The organism is Kocuria sp. U4B, from assembly GCF_054875615.1.
Map to the genome: position 1 here is coordinate 1,475,343 of NZ_CM142180.1, position 23,460 is coordinate 1,498,802.

The 23,460-nt window shown below is 75.4% G+C and carries 18 protein-coding genes; 11 read left to right on the forward strand and 7 right to left on the reverse strand.

Annotated features, from left to right (window positions below):
* Window positions 1-16: 16 nt before the first annotated feature.
* The 4 genes from ACYSMR_RS07025 to ACYSMR_RS07040 all read left to right on the forward strand — a co-directional run bounded on the left by ACYSMR_RS07025 (window position 17) and on the right by ACYSMR_RS07040 (window position 3,960).
* The gene (locus tag ACYSMR_RS07025) at window positions 17-856 is read left to right on the forward strand and encodes a DNA-formamidopyrimidine glycosylase family protein (protein WP_461747774.1); all 840 of its coding nucleotides are present in this window, start codon (window positions 17-19) and stop codon (window positions 854-856) included.
* Between the two features lie 183 nt (window positions 857-1,039).
* Entirely contained in the window at window positions 1,040-2,515 is a 1,476-nt protein-coding gene (locus ACYSMR_RS07030; protein ID WP_461747775.1) for a stealth family protein, read from the forward strand.
* Window positions 2,516-2,760: 245 nt separating this feature from the next.
* Complete coding sequence (locus tag ACYSMR_RS07035; RefSeq protein WP_251331741.1) at window positions 2,761-3,255, forward strand: nucleoside deaminase; 495 nt, start codon at window positions 2,761-2,763, stop codon at window positions 3,253-3,255.
* Window positions 3,256-3,663: 408 nt separating this feature from the next.
* Window positions 3,664-3,960: a hypothetical protein gene (locus ACYSMR_RS07040; protein ID WP_461747776.1), complete on the forward strand. Its 297-nt coding sequence runs from the start codon at window positions 3,664-3,666 to the stop codon at window positions 3,958-3,960.
* A gap of 21 nt (window positions 3,961-3,981) precedes the next feature.
* On the opposite strand, the gene xdhC is transcribed toward ACYSMR_RS07040, so the two are convergent.
* Genes xdhC through ACYSMR_RS07055 form a run of 3 tightly spaced genes read right to left on the reverse strand, consistent with a single transcriptional unit; the run spans window position 3,982 to window position 8,685 of the window.
* Window positions 3,982-4,794 carry a xanthine dehydrogenase accessory protein XdhC gene (xdhC, locus tag ACYSMR_RS07045; protein WP_461747777.1) on the reverse strand — a complete coding sequence of 271 codons (813 nt, stop codon included), beginning with the start codon at window positions 4,792-4,794 and terminating at the stop codon, window positions 3,982-3,984.
* Window position 4,795: 1 nt separating this feature from the next.
* Window positions 4,796-7,168, reverse strand: coding sequence for a xanthine dehydrogenase molybdopterin binding subunit (gene xdhB / locus ACYSMR_RS07050; RefSeq protein ID WP_461747778.1), 2,373 nt, complete (start codon window positions 7,166-7,168; stop codon window positions 4,796-4,798).
* Complete coding sequence (locus ACYSMR_RS07055) at window positions 7,165-8,685, reverse strand: xanthine dehydrogenase small subunit (RefSeq protein ID WP_461747779.1); 1,521 nt, start codon at window positions 8,683-8,685, stop codon at window positions 7,165-7,167. The genes xdhB and ACYSMR_RS07055 overlap by 4 nt, the downstream gene beginning before the upstream one ends.
* A 317-nt stretch (window positions 8,686-9,002) precedes the next feature.
* Between ACYSMR_RS07055 and ACYSMR_RS07060 the strand changes: the two genes are divergently transcribed.
* Window positions 9,003-9,782 (forward strand): hypothetical protein, encoded by a 780-nt coding sequence (locus ACYSMR_RS07060; RefSeq protein WP_461747780.1) that lies wholly within the window; start codon window positions 9,003-9,005, stop codon window positions 9,780-9,782.
* 151 nt (window positions 9,783-9,933) lie between these two features.
* Here ACYSMR_RS07060 and ACYSMR_RS07065 read toward each other — a convergent pair whose 3' ends face one another.
* Entirely contained in the window at window positions 9,934-13,440 is a 3,507-nt protein-coding gene (locus ACYSMR_RS07065; RefSeq protein ID WP_461747781.1) for a bifunctional proline dehydrogenase/L-glutamate gamma-semialdehyde dehydrogenase, read from the reverse strand.
* A gap of 124 nt (window positions 13,441-13,564) precedes the next feature.
* Here ACYSMR_RS07065 and ACYSMR_RS07070 point away from each other — a divergent pair, with 124 nt between their 5' ends.
* Window positions 13,565-14,485, forward strand: coding sequence for a LysR substrate-binding domain-containing protein (locus ACYSMR_RS07070; protein ID WP_251331748.1), 921 nt, complete (start codon window positions 13,565-13,567; stop codon window positions 14,483-14,485).
* A 7-nt stretch (window positions 14,486-14,492) separates the two neighbouring features.
* On the opposite strand, the gene idi is transcribed toward ACYSMR_RS07070, so the two are convergent.
* Window positions 14,493-15,044: an isopentenyl-diphosphate Delta-isomerase gene (gene idi, locus ACYSMR_RS07075; RefSeq protein WP_251331749.1), complete on the reverse strand. Its 552-nt coding sequence runs from the start codon at window positions 15,042-15,044 to the stop codon at window positions 14,493-14,495.
* Between the two features lie 124 nt (window positions 15,045-15,168).
* On the opposite strand from idi, the gene ACYSMR_RS07080 reads away from it, so the two are divergent.
* The 4 genes from ACYSMR_RS07080 to ACYSMR_RS07095 all read left to right on the forward strand — a co-directional run bounded on the left by ACYSMR_RS07080 (window position 15,169) and on the right by ACYSMR_RS07095 (window position 19,293).
* A complete protein-coding gene (locus ACYSMR_RS07080; RefSeq protein ID WP_461747782.1) occupies window positions 15,169-16,110 on the forward strand; it encodes a pseudouridine synthase in 942 nt (313 codons plus the stop codon).
* Window positions 16,107-17,393 (forward strand): DUF418 domain-containing protein, encoded by a 1,287-nt coding sequence (locus ACYSMR_RS07085; RefSeq protein ID WP_461747783.1) that lies wholly within the window; start codon window positions 16,107-16,109, stop codon window positions 17,391-17,393. Before ACYSMR_RS07080 ends, ACYSMR_RS07085 begins: the two co-directional genes overlap by 4 nt.
* Window positions 17,394-17,425: 32 nt before the next feature.
* Window positions 17,426-18,652 carry a glycoside hydrolase family 76 protein gene (locus ACYSMR_RS07090; protein WP_461747784.1) on the forward strand — a complete coding sequence of 409 codons (1,227 nt, stop codon included), beginning with the start codon at window positions 17,426-17,428 and terminating at the stop codon, window positions 18,650-18,652.
* A 98-nt stretch (window positions 18,653-18,750) separates the two neighbouring features.
* Complete coding sequence (locus ACYSMR_RS07095; protein WP_251331753.1) at window positions 18,751-19,293, forward strand: NUDIX hydrolase family protein; 543 nt, start codon at window positions 18,751-18,753, stop codon at window positions 19,291-19,293.
* Here ACYSMR_RS07095 and ACYSMR_RS07100 read toward each other — a convergent pair.
* Window positions 19,208-20,293: an FUSC family protein gene (locus ACYSMR_RS07100; protein ID WP_461747785.1), complete on the reverse strand. Its 1,086-nt coding sequence runs from the start codon at window positions 20,291-20,293 to the stop codon at window positions 19,208-19,210. The genes ACYSMR_RS07095 and ACYSMR_RS07100 overlap by 86 nt on opposite strands.
* A gap of 182 nt (window positions 20,294-20,475) precedes the next feature.
* Between ACYSMR_RS07100 and tgt the strand changes: the two genes are divergently transcribed.
* The gene (tgt, locus tag ACYSMR_RS07105) at window positions 20,476-21,777 is read left to right on the forward strand and encodes a tRNA guanosine(34) transglycosylase Tgt (protein ID WP_251331755.1); all 1,302 of its coding nucleotides are present in this window, start codon (window positions 20,476-20,478) and stop codon (window positions 21,775-21,777) included.
* 120 nt (window positions 21,778-21,897) lie between these two features.
* Here the strand turns inward: tgt and ACYSMR_RS07110 are convergent, their stop codons facing one another.
* Entirely contained in the window at window positions 21,898-23,430 is a 1,533-nt protein-coding gene (locus tag ACYSMR_RS07110; RefSeq protein WP_251331756.1) for an amino acid permease, read from the reverse strand.
* Window positions 23,431-23,460 lie beyond the last annotated feature (30 nt).

Here is a 23,460-nt window from a genome sequence, read left to right on the forward strand (position 1 = left end):
GCCGCGGGAGGCGCCCGTGCCCGAGGGTGACACCGTCCACCGCCAGGCCGCGCTGCTGCGCCGCGCCCTGGCCGGGAAGGTGCTCACGCGCAGCGACCTGCGCTTTCCGTCGATCGCGACCGCGGACCTGTCCGGGCGGACCGTGACGGAGGTGGTCCCCCGCGGCAAGCACCTGCTGATCCGCCTCGACGGCGGCCCGGAGGGCCTGACCCCGCTGACCCTGCACTCCCACCTGCTCATGGAGGGGATGTGGCACGTCTACCCGCGGGGGGAGCGGTGGCGGAGGCCCGGTCACCAGGCCCGCGCGGTCCTGGAGACCGCCGGCGCCCAGGCGGTGGGCTTCGACCTGGGGATGCTCGACCTGGTGCCCACCGCGGACGAGGACGACCTCGTGGGCCACCTGGGGCCGGACCTGCTCGGCCCGGACTGGGACCGGGCGGAGGCCCTGGCGCGGCTGGCCCGCCACCCGCGCCGCCGTGTGGGCGCGGCGCTCATGGACCAGCGCAACCTCGCCGGCATCGGCAACGTCTACCGCAACGAGGTGCTGTTCCTGCGGCGGCTGCACCCCTACACCGCGGTCGAGGACGTCGCGGACCTCGGCGCGCTCGTGGACCTCTCGTACCGGCTGCTGCACGCCAACCGGGACCGCTCGCAGCGCTCCACCGTGGGCGGCCCGGCCCGGCGCGGCGAGCAGTTCTGGGTCTACGGCCGCGCCGGCCGGCCGTGCCGCCGCTGCGGGACGCGGATCGCGGAGGCACGGATCGACGACGCCGAGCTCGTCCCCGGGGAGCCCTCCCCGGGGCCTCCCCGGGACCGGGCGATCTGGTTCTGCGGCCGCTGCCAGCCCGTGTCCTGAGGGCCGCGGCGGGCCGCGCCCTCCTATCCTGGGAGCGCCCCGGCGCCCCCAGGACAGGAGACGACCATCGACACCCCCCTGCTCGACACCGCCTATTTCCCCGCGCCCGAGGACGGCGCCGACGGCGACGAGGTCCGCAGCGCGTCCCCCGCCTCCGCCGCGGCCCTCGACCAGCGCCCCGACGTGGTGCGCCACAAGGACCGCTTCGCCCTGCGCCTGACCGACCAGACGCCCTACGCCGTCATGGTGCAGAACCTGCTGTTCGTGCGCGAGGTGCTCGAGGAGGCCGGGATCGACTACCTCCTGGTGCGGGGCAACGACGAGCGGCCCGTGGTCGCGGTGGACGTGGGCGAGCGCGCCCGGCTGCGGGCGGCGCTGGTCGCGGCGGCGGAGGGCGAGCCGTACTACGTCAAGCCCATGGACACGAAGCGGAAGACCTCCGAGCTGCTCGCCGACGGGCAGCTCACGCACCGGCGCGACGCCCGGGTGCTGCGCCTGTACCGGCCGCACTGGTCGAAGCGCTCGAAGCTCTACTACGGCGCGGCGACCGGCGTGCAGATCGAGCTGTGGGAGTTCCGGGAGCAGGAGATCCGGCTGCCCGTCGAGAACTCGCTGACCCGCCGCACCGTCTCGCGCGCGGAGGCCGTGCGCGGGACCGTGGAGCGCTTCGGCCTGCGGTGGCCCACCATCGAGAACATGTTCGCCGACCACGCGAGCGACATCGACTTCGAGATCGACATGGTCTTCTCCTGGGTCGACGGCTCCGACCCCGAGTACCGCCGGGTCCGGGCCTCCTACATGGAGGACGCGGTCGTGGGCGAGGGCGACGACCACGAGGCCCGCTTCCGGCAGCTCGACGAGCTGAAGTACGCCCTGCGCTCGGTGCACATGTTCGCCCCGTGGGTGCGCCGGATCTGGATCGCCACCGACTCCGGGGCCCCGGCCTGGCTGGCCGAGCACCCCCGGGTGCGGGTGGTGCCGAGCGAGGAGTTCTTCGCGGACACCTCGGTGCTGCCGGTCTACAACTCCCAGGCGGTGGAGGCCCAGCTGCACCGCATCCCGGGGCTGAGCGAGCACTACCTGTACTCCAACGACGACATGTTCTTCGGGCGCCCGATCGGCCCGGCGCTGTTCTTCTCCCCCGGCGGGGTGACCAAGTTCGTCGAGGCCACGACCCGCATCGGGCTGGGCGAGGGCCACCCGGAGCGCTCGGGCTTCGAGAACGCCGCCCGCGTCAACCGCCGGCTGCTGTGGGAGCGCTTCGGGCGGGTCACCACCCGGCACCTGCAGCACTGCGCCGCGCCGCTGCGCCGGGGCGTGGTCGAGGAGCTCGAGCGCGAGTTCCCCCGGGAGTTCGAGCGCACCGCGGCCAGCCGCTTCCGCGCCGCGGACAACATCTCCGTGACGAACTCCCTGTACCACTACTACGCCCTGCTCACCGGCCGGGCCGTGACCCAGGAGGCCGCGCGCACCGAGTACGTGGACTCCACCACCCGGGCCGGGCTGAAGCAGATGGACCGGCTGCTGTCCCGGCGGGACCGGGACATGTTCTGCCTCAACGACGGCAGCTTCCCCGAGGTCCCCGCCGCGGAGCGCGCGGAGCGGATGACGGCGTTCCTGGAGCGCTACTTCCCGGTCAAGGCGCCCTGGGAGAAGTGAGCGCGGGACGGGCCCGCCCCGCGGGGCCGCGTCGCACCGGGGACCGGTGCCGCCCGGCGCGCGGCGGGCGTTGTGGCCGGCCGCACCCGCGGGTAACGTCGGTCTCGCCGACGGCGGGTCCCACCACGGACCGTCCACCAGGCAGAACTGCATCAGCCACCACGCAGCGGCCGCCGTCGGCGCACATCCCGGTTCTGGCGCGTCAGAGCCCGCACGCGGCGCCTGCCCCACCCCCGGAGTTGCGCATGAGCACAGACCAGCCTTCCGTCCCGGCCGCGGCCGAGGAGCACCTGCGCGAGGCGGTCGCCCTCGCGGTCGAGAACGTCGGGGCCGACGGCGGGCCCTTCGGCGCCGTCGTGGTGACCGCCGACGGCCGTCGCTTCACGGGCGTCAACCGCGTCACCGCCGAGCACGACCCGACGGCGCACGCCGAGGTGATGGCCATCCGCACCGCCTGCCGCGAGCTGGGCACGTTCGACCTCTCCGGGGCGACCCTCTACTCGAGCTGCGAGCCGTGCCCCATGTGCCTGGCCGCGTCCCTGTGGGCCCGGCTGGACGCCGTGTACTTCGCCGCGGACCGCCACGACGCCGCGGCCGGCGGCTTCGACGACGCGGAGTTCTACGACTACTTCGCCAAGCCGGTGGAGGAGCGCTCCCTGCCGGTGCGGCCCGTCGACCTCCGGGAGCGGACCGCGCCCTTCGAGGCGTGGACCGCGAGCACCACCCGGATCGACTACTGAGGGCCCGGGCCCCGCGGTCGGGCCGGCCGTGCCCACGGCCGGCCCGGTGACGCCCCGGGCGCGTCGGCGGCGGGCGTGACGGGACCGCATGCGCGCCCGGTGTCCGATTCGCGCACGCAGGACCCGGCACCGGTGGGCAGATCCCGGTGCGGGACGGATCCTGGAGGGGCGGAGACGTCCTGCGTCCCGCCGGCCGGCCCCGGGCAACGGCGCCTGCGGCCGGCCACCACGACACGTTCACGACGGGGGAGCGGTGGACACGAACACCGTCCGGGGGCGGCAGGCGCACCTGCCGCCCCGGATGCCCGAACAGGCCGGGCGCGAGGGGGACCGGGTGCGGCGGGGGCCCTCCGGGCCCCGCCGGCGGACCGGGGTGCCCGGGGCCCGGCACCACCGGCAGGAGCGGTGATGCTCTGGGCGGTCACGGCGACGATCCGCACCCCGCGGCGGGTGCATGGGATGGCCCTGAACGCGGTCCAGCAGGAGATCGCCGCCCACGGGTGCCTGGCCCGCAGCAGCGGCGTTCCCGGCGTGTGCGTGCGCGTGCAGGTGCAGGCCGACGACGCTGCGGCCGCCTATGTCGCGGGCCTCGGGGTGCTGGCCACGGAGATCCTCCCGCACCTGCCCGGAGCGGAGCTGACGGACCTGACCGCCGGCCCCGCCGCCGGGCGCACCGGGTGGGGCGAGCTGCCCCGGAGCGCCTGAGCGTCCCGGCCCCGCGCGCCGTCAGTGCGCCGGCCGCCCCGGGGCGGCCAGCTTCGGGAGCAGGTCGGCCGCCACGCTGATGGCGATCACGGCGGGCTCCTTGCCGGCAACGCCGGGCAGGCCGATGGGGCACGCGATCCGGTCGACGACGTCCGCGGCGTGGCCCTCCTCCTGCAGCCGTACGCGGAACCGCGCCCACTTGGCGGCCGAGCCGATCAGCCCCACGGAGCCGAGGTCGTCGCGGCGCAGCGCGGCGTCGCAGAGCACGAGGTCCTCGGCGTGGTCGTGGCTCATCACGAGCACGTGGGTGCCGGGCGGCAGCGCGGCCAGCACGGCCTCCGGGGCGGGGCTGCGGTGGACGTGGACCTGGGCGGGCCCGTCGACCACGCCGGCGAGCCGGTCCGGCTCCAGCCGGCCCTCGCGGCTGTCCACCAGGTGCAGGTGCAGCGGCAGCCGGGAGAGCACCCGGGCGAGCTCGTGGCCGACGTGGCCGAGCCCGAACACCGCGACGGCGGGGCGCGCCCGCTGGGGCTCCAGCAGCACGCTGACGACGCCCCCGCAGCACTGCCGCCCGTGCTGGACCGTGGCGTGCTCGTTGAGCGGGAAGACCATGGTCTCGGGCACGCTCGCCCCGGACGCCAGCATCGCCCGCGCCCGCTCGACCACGGTGGCCTCGAGGTTGCCGCCGCCGACGCTGTCCCAGGTGGTGTCCGCGCCGACGACCATCTTCGCCCCGGCCTCGCGCGGGGCGTGCCCGCGCACCTCGGCCACGGTCACCAGCACGCCCGGCAGGCTCGCGGCGCGCAGGTGCTGCAGCGCGTCCAGCCAGTCCACGTCAGAGGGCGGCCGGCACGGACGCCGGCGGCGCGTCCGCCGGCGCGGCGCGGCGTGCCCGGTCGAGCGCCCAGAACACCGCCTCCGGGGTGGCCGGGCTGGCGAGCTCGACGCTGCGGTCGCCGGGGCCGAAGGCCGCCGCCGCCTCGCGCAGGGCCTCGCGCACGCTGAAGGCCAGCATGAAGGGCGGCTCCCCCACGGCCTTCGAGCCGTAGACCACGCCGCTCTCGGTGGCCTGCTCGAAGAGGTGGACGTTGAACTCCTCCGGCATCTCCGAGAAGCTGGGCAGCTTGTAAGTGCTCGCCGACTGGGTGGCCAGCCGCCCGCGGTGCGGGCCGTCGGAGACGTCCCAGCGCAGGTCCTCCAGGGTCAGCCAGCCGGCCCCCTGCACGAACCCTCCCTCGATCTGCCCCACGTCGATGAGCGGGGAGAGGCTGTCCCCGACGTCGTGGACGATGTCGGTGCGCAGCAGCCGGTACGCCCCGGTGAACCCGTCGACCTCCACCTCGGAGACGGCCGCCCCGTAGGAGAAGTACTTGAACGGCTCGCCCTGCATCCGGGAGCTGTCCCAGTGCAGGCCCTCGGTGCGGTAGTAGCCGGCGGCCCAGAGGGAGACCCGCTGGAAGTAGGCGTCGCGCGCGACCTCGGCGAAGGACAGGCCCGGGTCGTCGAAGCCGATGCCGGTGACCGTGCCCCGGACGAACCGCACGTCGTCGGGGTGGACGCCGAGCCTGCGGGCCGCGACCTCCGCGAGGCGGTCGCGGATCTGCTCGCACGCGTTCTTGATCGCTCCGCCGTTGAGGTCGGAGCCGGAGCTGGCCGCCGTCGCGGACGTGTTGGGCACCTTGTCCGTGCGGGTGGGCGCGAGCCGGACCGTCTCGAGGGGCACGCCCAGGGCCGTGGCGGCCACCTGGCGCATCTTCGTGTGCAGGCCCTGCCCCATCTCCGTGCCGCCGTGGTTGATGAGCACGGAGCCGTCCTTGTAGACGTGCACGAGGGCGCCCGCCTGGTTGAACGCCGTGAAGTTGAACGAGATGCCGAACTTCACCGGGGTGACGGCGAGCGCCCGCTTGGTGTCGGGGTGGCCGGCGTTGAACGCGGCGATCTGCTCGCGGCGGCGGTCGACGTCCGCGCGGTCCAGCAGCAGCCGCCAGATCGTCTGCAGCCGCTCCGCGTGCCGGACGGGCTGGCCGTAGGGGGTGGTCTGCCCGGGGTCGTAGAGGTTGCGGTGCCGCAGCTCGGCGGGGTCGAGGCCGAGCAGGGGCGCGCACCGGCCGAGGACGTCCTCGATGACGAACATCCCCTGCGGTCCGCCGAAGCCGCGGAACGCGGTCTGGGACGTCTTGTGCGTGCGCGCGATCCGGCCCCGGACCTCCACGGCGGGGATCCAGTAGGCGTTGTCGACGTGGCACAGCGCGCGGGCCAGCACGGGCTCCGAGAGGTCCAGGCTCCACCCGCCGTCGCTGGTCAGGGTGGCGCGCAGCGCCTGGATCCGCCCCGCCTCGTCGAAGCCGGCCTCCCAGCGGGCGTGGAAGGGGTGGCGCTTGCCCGTGAGCGTGACGTCCTGGGTGCGGTTGAGCCGCACCCGCACCGGCCGCCCGGTCAGCGCCGCCCCCAGGGCGGCGACGGCGGCGAAGCCGTGGGGCTGCATCTCCTTGCCGCCGAACGCCCCGCCCATGCGCAGGCACTGGACGGTGACCTCGTGGCTGTGCAGGCCCAGGACGTGGGCGACGATCTCCTGGGTCTCCGTGGGGTGCTGGGTGCTGGAGTGCACGAACACCTGCCCGGCCTCGTCCACGTAGGCGAGGGACGCGTGGGTCTCCAGGTAGAAGTGCTCCTGCCCGCCGAACTCCACCTCGCCGCTGAAGCGGTGGGCCGCGGCCGCCAGGGCCGCCTCGGCGTCGCCGCGGGCGATGGTGGGGCTCATGCCCTGGAAGCTCCCGGCCTCGACCGCCTCCCGCACGGTGAGCAGCGACGGGAGGGGCTCGTACTCGGCCTCGACCGCCTCGGCGCCCCGGCGGGCCGCCTCCAGGGTCTCGCCGAGCACCCAGCACACGGCCTGGCCGTGGAACATGACCTCGTCGGGGAACAGCGGCTCGTCGTGCTTGGTGCCGCCGTCGTTGACCCCGGGCACGTCCGCGGCCGTCAGGACCCGCGCCACCCCCGGCACGCCCAGGGCCGGGGCGGTGCACAGGGCGAGCACCCGGGCGTGCGCGTGCGGGGCCTGGACGGGCCAGGCGTGGAGCACGCGGCGGGTGCGCGCGACCAGGTCGTCGGTGTACAGGGCCGCGCCCGTCACGTGCAGCGCGGCGCTCTCGTGGGCGACGGGCACGCCCACCACGGGGTCGACGGGGCGCTCGGCCAGGGACTTCATCGGGGGACCTCCGGGTCGGGGGCGGACGGCGTCTGCGCCCAGAACTTGAGCAGGGCCTGCCCCAGCATGGCGGAGCGGTAGCGGGCGCTGGCCCGCAGGTCGTCGATCGGGGTGCCCTCGCCGGCCATCACGGCTGCGGCGGCGGCCACGGTCTCCCGCGTCCACGGCCGGCCGGTGAGCGCGTCCTCGGTGGCCCGCGCCCGGATCGGGGTGGCGGCCACGCCGCCCAGGCCGATCCGCGCGGAGGTCACGGTCCCCCCGTCGAGGCGCACCGCCACGCCCACGGCCACGCTGGAGATGTCGTCGAAGCGCCGCTTGGCGATCTTGTAGAAGGCGGTGCGCCCGGCCAGGGGCAGGGGGATCCGCACGGCGCGCAGCAGCTCCCCGGTCTCCTTGACGGTCTGCCGGTAGCCGGTGAAGTACTCCGCCAGGGGCACCTCGCGCTCGCCGCGGGCGGAGGCCAGGACCACGGAGGCGTCCAGGGCCAGCAGGGCGGGGGCGGAGTCGCCGATCGGCGAGCCGGTCCCCAGGTTGCCGCCGAGCGTGGCGGCGTTGCGGATCAGCCGGGACGCGAACTGCGGGAAGAGCTGGTCGAGCAGGGGCACCCGCCCCGCGAGGCCGCGCTCGATCTCGGACAGGCTCAGGGCCGCCCCGACCTCGATCCGCTCGGCGCCGACCTCCAGCGTGCGCAGCGGCTCGAGCCGGTCCACGGCGAGCACCAGCGGCGGGCGGGCGTGCCGGAGGTTGACCTCCACCCCGGCGTCGGTGGCCCCGGCCACCAGCTGCGCGTCGGGGGTGCGCTCCAGGTGCTCGAGGAGCTCCTCGAGGGACCCGGGCCGGACGAACTCGGCCCCGTCGGCGCTCAGGCGGGTGGGGCGCGCGGGCGGCGCGGGCTGCTCCTGGCGCCGCCGCAGGGGGTCCGCGTCCTCCGGGGAGCCCAGCGCGTAGGCCGCGTCGCGGATGGGCCGGTAGCCGGTGCAGCGGCAGAGGTTGCCGCTGAGGGCGTGCAGGTCGAAGCCGTTGGGGCCGCACTCGTGGTCGCTCGCGTGCTCCTCCCCCGTGACCGCGGTGCCGGTCTGCACCCGGGCGCCCGCCCCGGAGGCACCGGAGGCGTCCCGCTCGGTCCGGTAGTACTCGGCGGCCATGGAGCAGACGAACCCGGGGGTGCAGTAGCCGCACTGGGAGCCGCCCCGCTGCGCCATCTCGCGCTGGACGGGGTGCAGCCGCTCGCCGGCGCCGGCGCCGCCCGCGCTGCCGAGCCCCTCCGCCGTGACCACCTCCTGGCCGTCGAAGGCGGCGGCGGGCGGCAGGCAGGCGTTCACCGAGGTCCACCGGCTCCGTCCGGCGCCGTCCGGCCGGGCCACGAGCACGGCGCAGGCCCCGCACTCGCCCTCGGCGCAGCCCTCCTTCGCCCCGGTCAGCCCCTCGGCCCGCAGCCAGTCGAGCAGACGGGTGTGGGGCCCGGCGCCGTCGCCGCCGCGCACCTGGCCGTTGACCGTGACTCGGATGCCGTCCATGCCTCACTGCTCCTCAACGTCCTGCGGGCCCGCGCTCCCCGGCCGGCGCGGCGGGGAACCGGGCGGGGCGGAATGCGGTACCCGGCCGAGGCCCGCACTCCGGGGACACGGGCCACAGCGGGCTTCCGGTGTGAGCGCGACTATACCGCTGGGGCGGTCGGCCCGCACGAGGGCACGGAAGCGGACGTCCACGAGGTGGGAGGCGGTCGCACAGGGACCGTCCGGGCCGTTCACACTCTCGACGGCGGCCGATCTGTCAGTAAACTGTGCTTCGCGTCACTTCCCAGTCCCATCGCTCTCACCGATTGGCCGATCCCATGAAGAAGTCCGCTCTGCTCACCCTTCCCGCTCTCGCCCTCGGGGCCGCCGTGCTCTCGGCGGCGCCCGCCGCCGCGGCCGACACCTGGTCCTTCCATGCCCAGCTCGCCCCGGTCAACAACAGCACGGCCGCCGGCCACGCCGTCGTCGACGTCACCGGCGACCAGGCGACGGTCACCGTCGAGGTCTCCGGCGCCCCCGCCCTGTTCCAGGGCGCCCCGTATCCGCACGGCCAGCACATCCACGCCGGTGGGCAGGGCGTGTGCGCGCCCCCCGCCGCGGACGCCGACGCCGACGGCGTGGTCAGCTCCATGGAGGGCGCGCCCTACACGGGCGGCATCGCCGTCTCCCTGACCACCGCCGGCGACGTGAGCCCCGCCTCGGGCGCGGCGGTCGACCGGTTCCCCGCCGGAGAGGCCTACACCTATCAGCGCACCATGACGCTGGACGCCGCGACGCTGGCCGCCCTGCAGGCCGGCAACGCGGTGATCAACATCCATGGGGCGGACCCGGCGGCGCTGTCGGCCGAGGCGCAGGCGAAGGTGAACCCGATGGCCCCGGCGCTGCCGCTGGCCACGGACGTCCCCATCGCCTGCGGCACGTTCCTGCCCACGCAGATGGAGCTGCCGCTGCCCGAGGGCCCGGCGGACACGGGAGTGGAGACGGCCGACGCGGGAGCCGGCGGGGTGGCCGTGCCGGCCGCCCTCGGCGCGCTCGCCGTGGGCACCGCGGGCGCCGCGGTCCTGGGCGTGCGCCGCCGGGCGGCCGGCCGCCGCTGAGCCGCGAGGCCCGGCCGGGCACCACGGCGGGACCTGCTGCCTCCGCGCGGAGGCGGCGGGTCCCGCCGTGGCCCCGGCCCCGTGACGCACGCGGCCCTGCTGCCGGGCCGAGCCCGGCAGCAGGGCCGCGTGCGTCGGCGGACTCCGCCGCTCAGATGATCCCGTCCGTGAGGTGGTTGGGGGTGCCGAAGCGGTGGGCGGTGATGCTCACGGCCTGCTCGTGCAGGAACGGCAGCATCTCCACCCGCCCGGCCGCGGTGACGGGGTGGGCGTAGACGGCCACGTCCGGGCGGGACCCGGTGGCGGCGATGAATCCCGCGCGGTCCCCGCCGATCAGCCGCACGCGCCCGCCGCCGAGGCGCTCGGCCCCGGCCAGCCACGCGGCGTCGTCCTCGACGCGGATCCGCACGCCGCGGCCGGTGAGCACGGAGGCCACCGCGGCGGGCACCTCGCGTGCGGTGGAGACGGTGAGGGCGGAGCCGGCGCGCAGACCGGCCGCGAGGACTCGCAGCAGGTCGGCGAGGTGCTCGCCCTCGGACAGGCGCACCGTGACGTCCACCGGGAGGTAGCGGAAGAGGTTGCGCTCCGCGTAGAGGCCCGAGACGTCCTTGGCGGTGCCGAACTCCTCGGCCCAGGCGGCCTCGTCGCTGCGGGCCGCCTGCTCCAAGGTCTTCGCCTCGCCGGCGGTGAGACCGGCCGTCCCGGAGTGGGCGGCCTTCAGCAGGCCGGCGACGGCGGTGTCCGCCACGGGACGTCCCGGCCCGCGCAGCGGCGCCGGCTCCCACTCGCCCAGGCCCATGAGGTAGTTCGGGCCGCCGGCCTTGGTGCCCGGCCCGACCGCCGACTTCTTCCACCCGCCGAAGGGCTGGCGCTGGACGATCGCCCCGGTGATCCCGCGGTTGACGTAGACGTTGCCGGCCTGGACGTTCTCCAGCCAGTAGCCGATCTCGGCCGGGTCCAGGGAGTGCAGACCGCCGGTGAGCCCGTAGTCGACCTCGTTCTGGATGGCCACGGCCTCCTCCAGGGTCTCGGCCGTCATCACGCCCAGCACCGGGCCGAAGTACTCGACCAGGTGGAACTCGGAGCCGCGCTGCACCCCGGAGCGCACGCCCGGGGACCAGAGCTTGCCCGACCCGTCGAGCTGCTGGGGCTCGATGAGCCAGGACTGGCCCTCCTCGAGGCTGGTCAGGGCGTGGAGCAGCTTGCCGGAGGCCTGCTCGGTGAGCGGGCCCATCTGCGCGGCCGGGTTGGTCGGGTAGTCCACGGTCAGCGACGTCACCGCGTCCACCAGCTGGTTGCGGAACCGGCGGGACTTCGCCACCGAGCCGACGAGGATCACCAGGGAGGCGGCCGAGCACTTCTGCCCGGCGTGGCCGAAGGCGGAGTAGGCGACGTCCTTGGCGGCGAGGTCGAAGTCGGCGCTGGGGGTGACGATGATCGCGTTCTTGCCCGAGGTCTCGGCCAGCAGCGGCAGGTCGGGGCGGAAGGTGCGGAACAGCTCGGCGGTCTCGTACGCCCCGGTGAGGATGAGCCGGTCCACGGCCGGGTGGCTGATCAGCTGCCGGCCCAGGGCCCGCTCCTCGAGGTCGACCAGGGCCAGCACCTGCCGGGGGATCCCGGAGGCGTCCAGGGCCTCCCAGATCGCCTCCGCCACCACCGCACCGCAGCGCTTGGTGGGACCGGCCGGCTTGAACACCACCGGGGAGCCGGCGGCCAGGGCGGCCAGCACGGAGCCGGCCGGGATCGCCACGGGGAAGTTCCACGGCGGGGTCACCACGGTCAGCCGCGACGGCACGAAGCTCGCCCCGTCCACGGTGTCCAGTTCGCGGGCCCGCTCGGCGTAGTAGTGGGCGAAGTCGATGGCCTCGCTGACCTCCGGGTCGGCCTGGTCGAGGGTCTTGCCCGCCTCGGCGGCGGCGACCTCCAGGAACTCGGCACGGCGGGCAGCCAGGGCGTCCCCGGCGCGGTGGAGCACCTCGGCCCGCTGGGCGCCGGTCAGGCCCGCCCAGCCCCGGCCCTGCTCCAGGGCGGCCTCGACCACGCGCTCCAGCTGCTCCTCGGTCTGCACGCGGGCCGCGGTGACGGTCGCGACGCCGGCGGCGGAGCCGGGGACCCGCTCCAGGATGCCCCGGCCCCAGGCGCGGTTGGCGGCCACGGCAGGGTCGGTGTCCGGGGTGTTGGCGAAGCCCTCGCGCGGGGCGGGCGGCTCCGGCCGGGTCCGGTCCTGGACCCGGTTGGGCGCCGGGACGGTGTCGTCGAGGCCGGCCAGGGAGGCGAGGAAGCGGTTCTTCTCCCGGGCGAAGAGCTCCTCGTTGGCGGCCAGCTCGAAGACCGCGGACATGAAGTTCTCCTGGGACGCGCCCTCCTCGAGGCGGCGGATCAGGTAGGCGATGGCCACGTCGAACTCCTGCGGGTGCACCACGGGGGTGTAGAGCAGCAGGGACCCGACGTCGGCCTTGACGGCGGCGGCCTGGCCGGTGGCCATGCCCAGCAGCATCTCGAAGTCGACGGCCTCGGTGACCCCGCGCTCGGAGGCGAGCAGCCAGGCGAAGGCGATGTCGAAGAGGTTGTGCCCGGCCACGCCGATGCGGATGCCGTCGGCGTGGCCGGGCTGCAGCGCGTAGTTGAGGACGCGCTTGTAGTGGGTGTCCGAGTCCTGCTTGGTGGACCAGGTGGCCAGCGGCCAGTCGTGCAGGGACGCCTCGACCTGCTCCATCGGCAGGTTCGCGCCCTTGACCACGCGTACCTTGACGCGGGCGCCGCCGGCGGCGCGGCGGGCCTGCGCCCACTCCTGGAGGCGGATCATCGCCTCCAGGGCGTCGGGCAGGTAGGTCTGCAGGACGATCCCGGCCTCGAGGTGCTTGAACTGGGGCTGGTCGAGGATCCGGGTGAAGACCTCGATGGTGAGGTCCAGGTCCTTGTACTCCTCCATGTCCAGGTTGATGAACTTGGGGGCGGGGAACGAGGCGGCCCGCGCGTAGAGCGGCGTCAGCTTCTCGACGACCTCGGCCACGGCCTCGTCGAAGGCCCACGGGGAGTGCGGGGCGACGGTGGAGGAGACCTTGATGGAGACGTAGTCGACGTCGGGCCGGGCCAGCAGGTCGTGGGTGCCCTGCAGACGCCGCTCGGCCTCGTGGTCGCCGAGCACGGCCTCGCCCAGCAGGTTCACGTTGAGCCGGACGTCGTCCTTGCGGATCTTCGCGATGGACTTCCCCAGCTTGGCCTCGCTGGCGTCCACGATGAGGTGGCCGACCATCTCGCGCAGGGCCTTGCGCGCGGCGGGGATGACGACCTGGGGCGCGGCCGGGGCCAGCGCCCCGCCGGTGCGCACCGCCGCGCGCAGGTACCAGGGCAGGAAGGCGGGGACCTTCGGCGCCAGCCGGGCGAGGTTGCGGGCGGCGACCTTGATGTCCTCGGGGCGGATGACGCCGTCGACGAAGCCGACGGTGAACTCCAGCCCGCTGGGGTCCTTGAGCACGCCCGCGAGCTGCTCGCCGGAGGCGTCCACCGGGAACTGCTCCGCCTCGGTGAGCCACTTGCGCACGAGGGCGATGGCCTGCTCGGGGAGGGCGTCGGGGACGGGGGCGTGCGGGACGGTGCGCCCGGCGCCGGTCGCGGGGGGAGTGGGCGCGGCCGAGGGGGCGGGGATCGTGGTCATGAGAGCAGCTCCGGAAGTGGTGAGGGAAGCGTGGTGTCTACAACTATGGGGCTCAAGTCGATTCGGATAAAGTGATCTTTTGTGACTAATATCCGTCAGTATTTCTGAGCCATAGGAGAGCATCGTGCTGGACGTGCGAAGGCTGCGGCTGCTGCGGGAGCTGAAGCTGCGGGGGACGCTGGCCGAGGTGGCGGCGGCGCTGAACTTCAGCCCCTCGTCCGTGTCCCAGCAGCTGGCCCTGCTGGAGAAGGAGGCGGGGGTCGAGCTGCTGCGCAAGTCCGGGCGCCGCGTCCAGCTCACGCCCCAGGCGGAGATCCTCGTGGAGCACACCGCGGAGCTGCTGCGGACCCTCGAGCGCGCCGAGTCCGACCTCGCGGCCTCGCTGACCGCGGTGACGGGCACCGTCCGCGTGGCCGTCTTCCAGTCGGCCGCCCTCGCCCTGATGCCCGAGATGCTCGCCCTGGTGTCCGGGCGCCACCCGGAGGTGCGCGTCGAGATGGTCCAGCGCGAGCCGGAGACCGCGCTGCGGGAGACCTGGGAGCGGGACTTCGACCTAGTCGTGGCCGAGCAGTATCCCGGCCACGCCGCGCCCCACCACCCCGGCCTGGACCGCCGGACCCTCACCACGGACGCCATCCGCCTGGCGGTGCCGCCCGACTCGGAGGTCCGCCCCAGCGTGACCCTCGAGATGACCCGGGAGCTGCCCTGGGTGATGGAGCCGCGGGGCGCGGCGTCCCGGCACTGGGCGGAGCAGGCGTGCCGGCGGGCCGGGTTCGAGCCCGACGTGCGGTACGAGACCGCCGACCTGCAGACGCAGACCCGCCTGATCGCCTCCGGCAACGCGGTGGGGTTCATGCCGGACCTGCTCTGGGCCGGGGACCGGGCCCCCTGCCGCCTGCTCGACCTGCCGGAGGCGCCGCGGCGCACGATGTTCACCTCGGTGCGCGAGGCCAGCGCCCACCGCCCCGCGATCCTGGCCGTGCGGCGGGTGCTCGAGGAGGTCGCCGCGTCGCGCAGCTGGGTGGCCACGGGGGCCGGCGGCTGAGCGGGGGCTACTGCCCGGAGGCCGCCGGGCCCGCGAGCGCCCGGCGCAGCCGCTCGTCGGCGATCTGCTCGAGCAGCCACGGGCTGAGCAGGAAGGGCGCCGCCTCGGCGGCGGTGAACAGCTGCTTCGGGGTGATCCACGCGGTCTCGGCGACCTCCGAGGCCAGGGGGCTCGGCCGGCCGGTGGCGCGGGCCACGTAGACGGGGCAGAACTCGTTCTCCACGATCCCGGAGGAGTCCACGGCCCGGTAGCGGAACTCGGGCAGCACCTCCGTGACGTCCGTGACCGTGAAGCCGAGCTCCTCGCCCGCCCGGCGCGCGATCGTGGCCGCGAACTCCTCGCCCGGTCCCGGGTGGCCGCAGAAGCTGTTGGTCCACACGCCGGGCCAGGTCTTCTTGCCGAGGGCGCGGCGGGTCAGCAGCAGCCGGCCGTCGTCGTCGAGGACGTAGCAGGAGAAGGCGAGGTGCAGCGGGGTGTCCTCGGTGTGCACCTCGGCCTTCAGGGCCGTGCCGACGGGGCGGTGGGCGTCGTCGAGCAGGACGACTTCTTCGGGTGCCATGGGTCTCGTTCCGGTGGGCGGTGGGGCGGGTGCCCCCATTCTCGCAGGCGCGCCCGGGGAACGGAACGCGCCTCCGGGCCCGCCGGGTGGACAACGGGGTCCGTGCGGTCCACGATCGGGAACCATGCGACGACGTCGGCCCGCCCCCTCCCCCCTGCCCCTGCGGGAGGGCGTGGACCCGGTGCGCGTGCGCGTCCCGGCGGACGACGCCTCGGGGGCGGGCACGGTCCGGGACTGGCTCCTGGCCCGCTTCCCCGCCTCCGCCGGGGACCTGGAGGAGCTGTTCGCCTCCGGCGGGATCGTCGACGACGCCGGCCGGCCCCTCCCCCACGACGCCCCGCTCGTGCCCGGCGGCTCCCTCTGGTACCACCGGGCGCTGCCGGAGGAGCCCGAGCTGCCCGGGGACCTCCCGGTGCTCCACGAGGACGAGTGGCTGCTGGCGGTCGACAAGCCCCACGGCCTGCCCACCACCCCGCGCGGCGGGTTCGTGGCGCAGACGGCGCTGGTGAAGCTGCGCCGGTCCCGCCGCGAGGACCGGCTCTCGCCGCTGCACCGGCTGGACCGCGGCACCGCCGGGGTGCTGCTGCTCTCGCGCGACCCCGCGACCCGGGGCCGGTTCCAGAGCCTCTTCCAGGACCGGGCGCTGGCCAAGGAGTACGAGGCGGTGGCCGGTCACCGGCCCGACCTCGTCCTGCCGCGGACCGTCGAGTCGCGCATCGTCAAGGACCGCACGTCGCTGCAGGCGCGCGAGGTGCCCGGGCCCGTCAACGCGCGCACGCTCGTCGAGCGCGCCGGCGCGCCCTTCGCCGCCGGGGACGGGACGTGGGCGCGCTACGTGCTGCGCCCGCAGACGGGGCGCACGCACCAGCTGCGGGTGCACCTCGCCTCGCTGGGCGCGCCCATCCGGCACGACCCGCTCTACCCGCGGGTCCTCCCGACCGGGGCCGGGGACCCGGCCCGCCCGCTGCAGCTGCTGGCCCGCCGGATCGCCCTCGTCCACCCGCTGACCGGCGAGGAGCTCGTGCTCGAGAGCCGGCGCAGCCTCGGCGGCGGGGAGCCGGCGTGAGCGCCCCGCCGCGCCCCGCCGGGCGGGCCGCCCCCACCCGGCGGCGGGCCCTGGGCCCCGACGTGGCGCGGGGACTGATGCTGTGGGTCATCGCGGTCGCCAACATCACGGTGTGGATCTGGTCGCCGGGCCCGGTGGGCGGGCCCCGCGCCCGTCCCCTGGGCGAGGGTGCCACGAGCAGCGCGTGGACCGCCGACGACGCCGTGAACCTGGGCATGTCGATGCTCGTGGACGGCCGCGGCTTCCCCCTGTTCTCGTTCCTGGTCGGCTACGGGGTGGGCCAGATCGCCGCCCGGGAGACGGCCCGCGGCGCCGCCCCGGCCGTGGTCCGCGCGCTGCTGCTGCGCCGCTACGGGTGGCTGCTGCCGATCGGGGCCGTGCACGCCTGCCTGCTCTTCCCCGGCGACATCATCACCGCCTACGCCCTGGGCGGGCTGGCCCTGGCCCTGCTGGTGGCCGACTCGACCCGCCTGCTCCTGGGCCTGGCGGGCGTGGGAACGGTGCTGATGGCCCTCTACGGCGCGGCCGCCGGCGTGATCGAGAACCCGCCGGCCGCGTTCCCGAGCCTGCTCGCGCCGAGCGCCGGGCAGTGGCTGGCGGACGGGCTGCTGGAGGGCGTCGTGGTGGTCGGCTTCGCCCCGTTCCAGCTGCTCGGCCTGTTCCCGATGATGCTGCTCGGCCTGGCCCTGAGCCGCCGGCGCGTCCTGGAGGACCCCGCGGCGCACCGGCGCGCGCTCGCCGCGGGCGCCGCCGCCGGGATCGCCGCGGGCCTGGTCACCGGCGCGGGGACGGGCCTGCTCACCACGGGGATGCTCGACCCCGCGACGGGGGGCCGGGCCGTGCTGACGGGCGCCGACGCCGTGGCCGGCGCCGCGCAGGGCATCGGCTACGCCCTCGTCGTGGCGCTGGTCTGCGACCGGGCGCTGCGCCGCGGCGCCGCCCCGCGAGCAGGGGGGGCGCGAGCAGCAGGGGCGCAGGCTCGGGAGGAGCTGGCGCCGGCCGCGGTGCGGGCCCGCGAGCACCCGCTCCTGTGGGCGCTGCAGGCCCTGGGCCGCCGGTCGATGAGCGGCTACCTGGCCCAGTCGGTGCTCTACACGCTGCTGCTGCCGCCGTTCGCGCTGGGCCTGGGACGGTCCCTGGACCCGGTGGCCGCCCTGTTCGCGGGCACGGCGGTGTGGCTGCTCACCCTGCTCGGGGCCGTGCTGCTGGAGCGGCGCGGCCTGCCAGGGCCCGCCGAGGCCCTGCACCGCCGGCTGCACCTCGGCCAGCGCATAGGCTCGTAGCCGTCGTCCGCCCGCCCGGTCCAGGAGCCGCCATGCCCACCGTCCCCGCCCCCGATCCGCTGCACCACCTCGCGTCCGGTCCGGCCGCGCGCGCCGACAAGGCCGCCCGCTCGGTGCGCGAGCTGTTCGCCGGCCGGGCCCTCGGCGTGCCCGGCACCCTGCTCGGCGCCCCGGCGCACCCGCGCCCGGAGTCGCGCCGGGCCCCGTGGCACTACTGGTGGCAGGCGCACCTGCTCGACGCCGTGGTCGACGCCGCCGTCCGGCACCTGGCCGCCGGGGACCGCGGCCGGGCGCAGGCGCTCCGGCGGGACGGGCACCGCCTGCTGCGGGGGATCGCGCTGCGCAGCGGCGGGCGGGTCGACGGCAACTCCTACTACGACGACATGGCGTGGCTGCTGCTGGCCGTGGGCCGGCTCAGCGCCCTGGACCACGAGCTCGCCGGCCGCCCGGACACGGCGTGCCTGGACGCGGGCGCCGCCCTGCTCGCCCGGCTCGAGCAGGGCCACACCGGGGACCTGGGCGGCGGGGTCTTCTGGAACGACCGCCACGACTTCAAGAACACCGCGTCCTCGGCGCCGGCCGCCCTCGCCTTCGTGCGCACCCACCGCCCCGAGCAGGCGGCCGCGGTGCTGCGCTGGCTGGAGGACGTGCTGTGGGAGCCGCGCCGGAAGGTCTACCGGGACGGGGTGCGCCTGCTCGCGGCGGGCTCCGGCTCCGAGGTGACCCGGCTCGAGGAGGGCGTGTTCAGCTACAACTCCGGGCCCGTGCTGGGGGCGCTCCTGGAGCTCGCGGACGCCCCCGCCACCGGGGCCGGGGAGCGCGCCCGCCTGCTGGGGGCGGCGGCCGACGTCGTCGAGGGCGCCGCCGGGGCGTTCACCCGCGAGCTCGGCGGGCGGCTCGTGCTCGCCGGCCACGGGGGCGGGGACGCCGGCCTGTTCACCGGGATCCTGGCCCGCTACCTCGCGGACGCGGCGCGGCACCCGGGCCTGCCCGAGGAGTCCCGCAGCGCCGCCGCGGAGCTGGTGGCGGCGACCGCCGAGGCCCTGTGGGCCGGGCGGCGGGAGTTCGACCCCGCCGCGGACTTCCACGCGGCGGGGAGCCCGACGCCGGCGGCCGCGGGCGCGACGGTGGCGATCTTCTCCCCCGACCCGGCCCGCCCCGCCGACGAGGCCCAGCGCCCCGGGGTGCGGGTGGAGCTGTCCACGCAGGTGCAGGCGTGGACCGTGCTCGAGGCCGCCGCCCGGCTGGTCCGGGCGTGAGGCGGGTGCGGGCGCCGCGCGCTCCGCTGTCCGCTGAACCGGCGCTCCGGGCGGCCGGATGCGTGGCCGCACGCGCACTCGTGGGATAGAACAGCACTATGAATTTCCTGCGCACCCCCGATCCGAACCCCGGTTGGCTCAACGAGGAGGACCTGCGCGAGGCCCGGCGCCGGCTGCCCATGGTCTACGTGCAGGCCATCCCGGTGCGCCTGGACCCGCTCGGCTACCTCTCGGAGATCGGCCTGCTCCTGCAGTCCACCCCCCAGGGCGAGATGATGTACACCTTCGTCTCCGGGCGCGTGCTGTACCGCGAGACCATCCGGGCGGCGCTGCTGCGCCACCTCGAGAAGGACCTGGGGACCATGGCCTTCCCGCAGCTGCCGGTCTCCACCACGCCGTTCGCGGTCTCGGAGTTCTTCCCCTCCCCCTCGGAGACGGGCCTGACCGACGACCGCCAGCACGCCGTGGCGCTGAGCTACATCGTGCCCCTGCGCGGCGAGTGCAATCCGCGCCAAGACGCGCTGCAGCTGTCCTGGATGAGCCCCGAGGAGGCGCTCAGCCCCGAGGTGCAGGCGGAGTTCGCCGGCGGCCGCGGGGACCTGGTGCGCCAGGCCGTCGCCCACGCCGGCTGGGGCCGCTGAGCTCCCGCTCCTGCGCGGTGCGGGTGAGGTGGACGACGGCCAGCCCGCACAGCACGCCGACCACCGTCTCGACCGCCCGCGCCTGCAGCAGCTCGCCGGTGGGCGCCGGGTGCGCCAGCTGGGTCATCAGCAGGGCCAGCGGGGTGATGAACAGCAGGGCCACGCAGTAGTTGCGGCCCACGAACAGCTCCGCGAGGAACTGGAAGAGAACCACCAGCGCCACCACGTGCCACTGCTGCAGCGGCACCGCCAGCACCGCCGCGGAGACGCCCACGCCGCCCAGGGTGCCCACCACGCGGTGGACGCCGCGCTGCATCCGCGCGCCCAGGTCCGGGGCCGCGATGGGGGCGGCGGCCGCGACCATGGCCCAGTAGGCGTGCGAGAGCCCGCCGGCCGAGCCCAGCGCCCCGGCCGCGGACGTGGCCAGGAGGAACCGGCCCCCGTGCGCCCACAGCTGCCCCGCCGTGAGCCCGTGGTGCTCCGCGACGGGGGCCACGGGCCCGGTCACCCCCTCCCTCGCCCAGCGGGACGCCGCGCCCAGGGCCACGGAGAGCGCGGCGGAGAGCGCCGCGACCAGCACGGCCTCCCCCACCGGGGCGGCGTGCTCCAGGGAGCCCACGGCGCCCACTGCGAAGACGAAGAACAGGGACCCGGCCGGCTTGAGCGTCCAGTGGGCCGCGGCCACCGCCCCGAGCCTGGCCGCCACCGCGGTGACGGCCAGCACCACCGCCTGCGGGAGCCCGTTCAGCGCCGCGCCGAGCGCGACGCACAGGACCATCAGCAGGCCCGCCCGGCCCTGGTGGCGGACGCGGGCGCGGAGGGGCTCGTGCCGGGCGTAGATCGAGGTGAACGCGCCGAAGGCCGCGTAGATGCCGAGGTCGGCGCGCCCGGCGGCGACGAGGGCGGCCAGGGGGACCGCCACCGACAGGGCGATGCGGGCCGCGGGCAGGTGGTCCCGCTGGGACGGGCGCAGGGCGAAGAACGCACGGATCGGGTGCACGGGGTCGGGGACCACCTCTCTGCGGGGCGACGGCCGGGGCGCCGGTCCGCCGCGCGGCAGGGTGGCCCCACAGCGTCGAACGCGCGCGGGACCGGCACCCTTCCGGGCGGGGTCCATGAGAAGGCTCACAGCGGGTCCGCCGCCCGGGTCCGGCCGCCACCGGGGTGCCGCACAATGGTCGGGTGAGCGCACCTGCCGAGACCCCCCTGTTCCCCGCCGCCCGAACCGCCTTCGGCTTCGCGGTGGACCACCGGCTCCGCGAGACCGCGAGGATCCCCGGCGAGCGCGTCGACGCCAACGGCGGGCCGTTCCTGGGCCGCACCGGGACCATCACGACCCCGCACGGGACGATCAGCACCCCCGCCTTCGTCCCGGTCGGCACCCAGGCGACGGTCAAGGCCGTCCTGCCCGAGTCCGTGCGGGAGCTGGGCGCGCAGGCCCTGCTCGCCAACGCCTACCACCTCTACCTCCAGCCCGGGGCCGAGGTGCTCGACGCCGCCGGCGGGCTGGGCGCGTTCATGAACTGGGGGGGGCCCACCTTCACGGACTCCGGCGGCTTCCAGGTCATGTCCCTGGGCTCGGGGTTCAAGAAGGTCATCGACATGTCGACGGTCGCGGCCTCCGCCGCCGGGGACGACGACGTCGCGACCGGCAAGGAGCGGATGGCCCACGTCGACGAGGACGGGGTCACGTTCCGGTCCCACATCAACGGGGACGTCCACCGGTTCACCCCGGAGATCTCCATGCAGGTCCAGCACCGGCTGGGGGCGGACATCATGTTCGCCTTCGACGAGCTCACGACGCTGCACAACTCCCGCGGCTACCAGGAGGCCTCCCTGGAGCGGACCCGCCGGTGGGCGCAGCGCTGCGTCGCCGAGCACGTCCGGCTCACCGGGGAGCGCACCGGCAAGCCGTACCAGGCGCTGTTCGGCGTGATCCAGGGCGCCCAGTACGAGGACCTGCGGCGCCGGGCGTGCCGCGACCTCGGCGCGATGGACTTCGACGGCTACGGGATCGGCGGGGCGCTGGAGAAGGACAACCTCGGCACGATCGTGCGCTGGTGCAACGAGGAGCTGCCCGAGGACCGGCCCCGGCACCTGCTGGGGATCTCCGAGCCGGACGACATCTTCATCGCCCTCGAGAACGGCGCCGACACCTTCGACTGCGTCTCCCCCACCCGGGTGGCCCGCAACGCGGCGGTCTACACCCCGGACGGGCGGTTCAACATCGACAACGCCCGGTTCCGCACGGACTTCGCCCCGGTCTTCGAGGGCTGCGACTGCTACACGTGCACGCACTACACGAGGGCGTACCTGCACCACCTGTTCAAGGCGAAGGAGCGGCTGTCGGCGACGCTCGCCTCGATCCACAACGAGCGCTTCGTCGTGCGCATGGTCGACGGCGCCCGCGAGGCCATGGCCGACGGGACGTACTTCGAGTACCGGGACGAGGTCCTGGGCCGCTACTACGCCGGCCGGTCCTGACGGCGCCCTGTCCCGCCCCGCTCCCCGGGCCTCCGGGTGCGGGCGCTCCGGGGACGCCGCGAGGCCGGTGCCCGACGGGTCGGGCACCGGCCTCGCGGACGGGAGGAGCTACCGGACGGGCTACCGGACGGGAGCCGCCGCGGTCCCGGGAACCGGCTCGGGCGGCGCGGGAGCGGCCGGCGGGACGGCGCGCAGCGCGGCGATCTCGTGCACGCGGTCCCGGCAGCGGTACCAGCCCAGCACGAGCAGCGGCACCAGCAGCAGCAGGGAGGCCACGGTCCACGTGCCCACCGGGGAGTCGAAGGCCATGAGCACGACGACCGCCACGAGGAACGCGAGGGTGAGCCAGCCGGTGACGGGGGCCCCGGGCATCCGGAAGGACGGGCGCTCGGCCCTTCCCCGGCGGGCCCAGGCGACGAGCCGCATCTGGCACAGGATGATCATGCCCCAGGCGCTGATGATGCCGATCGAGGCGATGTTGAGCACGATCTCGAAGGCCTGGGCCGGCACGAGCGCGTTGAGCACGACGCCCAGCACCGCGACGGCCGCGGTGAGCACGATGCCGCCGTAGGGCACGCCGGCGTGGTTCATCCGCCCGGCGAAGCGCGGCGCGGAGCCGGCCAGGGACATCGAGCGCAGGATCCGGCCCGTGGAGTAGAGCCCGGCGTTGAGGGAGGACAGGGCGGCGGTGAGCACCACCAGGTTCATCACCGTGTCCATCCCGGCCACGCCGATGGAGCCGAAGAACGTCACGAACGGGCTCTCGCCCGCCTTGTAGGCGGTGTACGGCAGCAGCAGGGACAGCAGGGTCAGGGACCCGACGTAGAAGACCGCGATGCGCAGGATGACCGTGTTGACGGCCCGGGGCATGACCTTCTCCGGGTGCTCCGCCTCCCCGGCCGCGGTGCCGATGAGCTCGATCGAGGCGTAGGCGAAGACGACGCCCTGGATCACCACGACGGCGGGCAGCAGGCCGTTGGGCAGGAACCCTCCGTTGTCGGCGATGAGGGTCAGGCCGGTCTCGTGGGCGCCGTCCGGGGTCCCGAAGACCACCAGCCAGATGCCCACCAGCAGGAACACGACCAGCGCCGCGACCTTGATGAGGGCGAACCAGAACTCCAGCTCCCCGAAGACCTTCACGGACACGAGGTTCAGGCACAGCACCAGCAGCAGCGCCCCCAGGGCGAAGACCCACTGCGGGACGTCCCCGATGGGGGCCCAGTACCGGGCGAAGAACTTCATGTACAGCGCCACGGCCGTGATGTCCACGATCGCGGTCATGGCCCAGTTGAGCCAGTACAGCCAGCCGGTGAAGAAGGCCGCCTTCTCCCCGTAGAACTCGCGGGCGTAGGAGACGAAGGAGCCCGACGACGGGCGCCGCACGACGAGCTCCCCGAGCGCGCGCAGGATGAGGAACGCGAAGAAGCCGCACACGGCGTAGGTGACGACGAGGGCGGGGCCCGCGGTGGCCAGCCGGCCGCCGGCGCCCATGAACAGTCCCGTGCCGATGGCGCCGCCGATGGCGATCATCTGGATCTGCCGGGGCGTCAGGCTCTTGTGGTAGCCCTGGTCCTCGGCGTGGAGGAGGTCCAGGGCGGCGGTCGGCGGCTGGGTGGGCGTGGCATGGCGCCGGTCCGGGTGGTTGACGGTCATGGTGTCCTTCGGCTGGGTCCGCTGCGCGGA

Coding starts and splice junctions, on each gene's coding strand:
- ACYSMR_RS07035 (WP_251331741.1), top strand. CDS start 2,761: ATGAGCACAGACCAGCCTTCCGTCCCGGCCGCGGCCGAGGAGCACCTG.
- ACYSMR_RS07040 (WP_461747776.1), top strand. CDS start 3,664: ATGCTCTGGGCGGTCACGGCGACGATCCGCACCCCGCGGCGGGTGCAT.
- xdhB (WP_461747778.1), bottom strand. CDS start 7,168: ATGAAGTCCCTGGCCGAGCGCCCCGTCGACCCCGTGGTGGGCGTGCCC.
- ACYSMR_RS07055 (WP_461747779.1), bottom strand. CDS start 8,685: ATGGACGGCATCCGAGTCACGGTCAACGGCCAGGTGCGCGGCGGCGAC.
- ACYSMR_RS07060 (WP_461747780.1), top strand. CDS start 9,003: ATGAAGAAGTCCGCTCTGCTCACCCTTCCCGCTCTCGCCCTCGGGGCC.
- ACYSMR_RS07065 (WP_461747781.1), bottom strand. CDS start 13,440: ATGACCACGATCCCCGCCCCCTCGGCCGCGCCCACTCCCCCCGCGACC.
- idi (WP_251331749.1), bottom strand. CDS start 15,044: ATGGCACCCGAAGAAGTCGTCCTGCTCGACGACGCCCACCGCCCCGTC.
- ACYSMR_RS07080 (WP_461747782.1), top strand. CDS start 15,169: ATGCGACGACGTCGGCCCGCCCCCTCCCCCCTGCCCCTGCGGGAGGGC.
- ACYSMR_RS07090 (WP_461747784.1), top strand. CDS start 17,426: ATGCCCACCGTCCCCGCCCCCGATCCGCTGCACCACCTCGCGTCCGGT.
- ACYSMR_RS07095 (WP_251331753.1), top strand. CDS start 18,751: ATGAATTTCCTGCGCACCCCCGATCCGAACCCCGGTTGGCTCAACGAG.
- ACYSMR_RS07110 (WP_251331756.1), bottom strand. CDS start 23,430: ATGACCGTCAACCACCCGGACCGGCGCCATGCCACGCCCACCCAGCCG.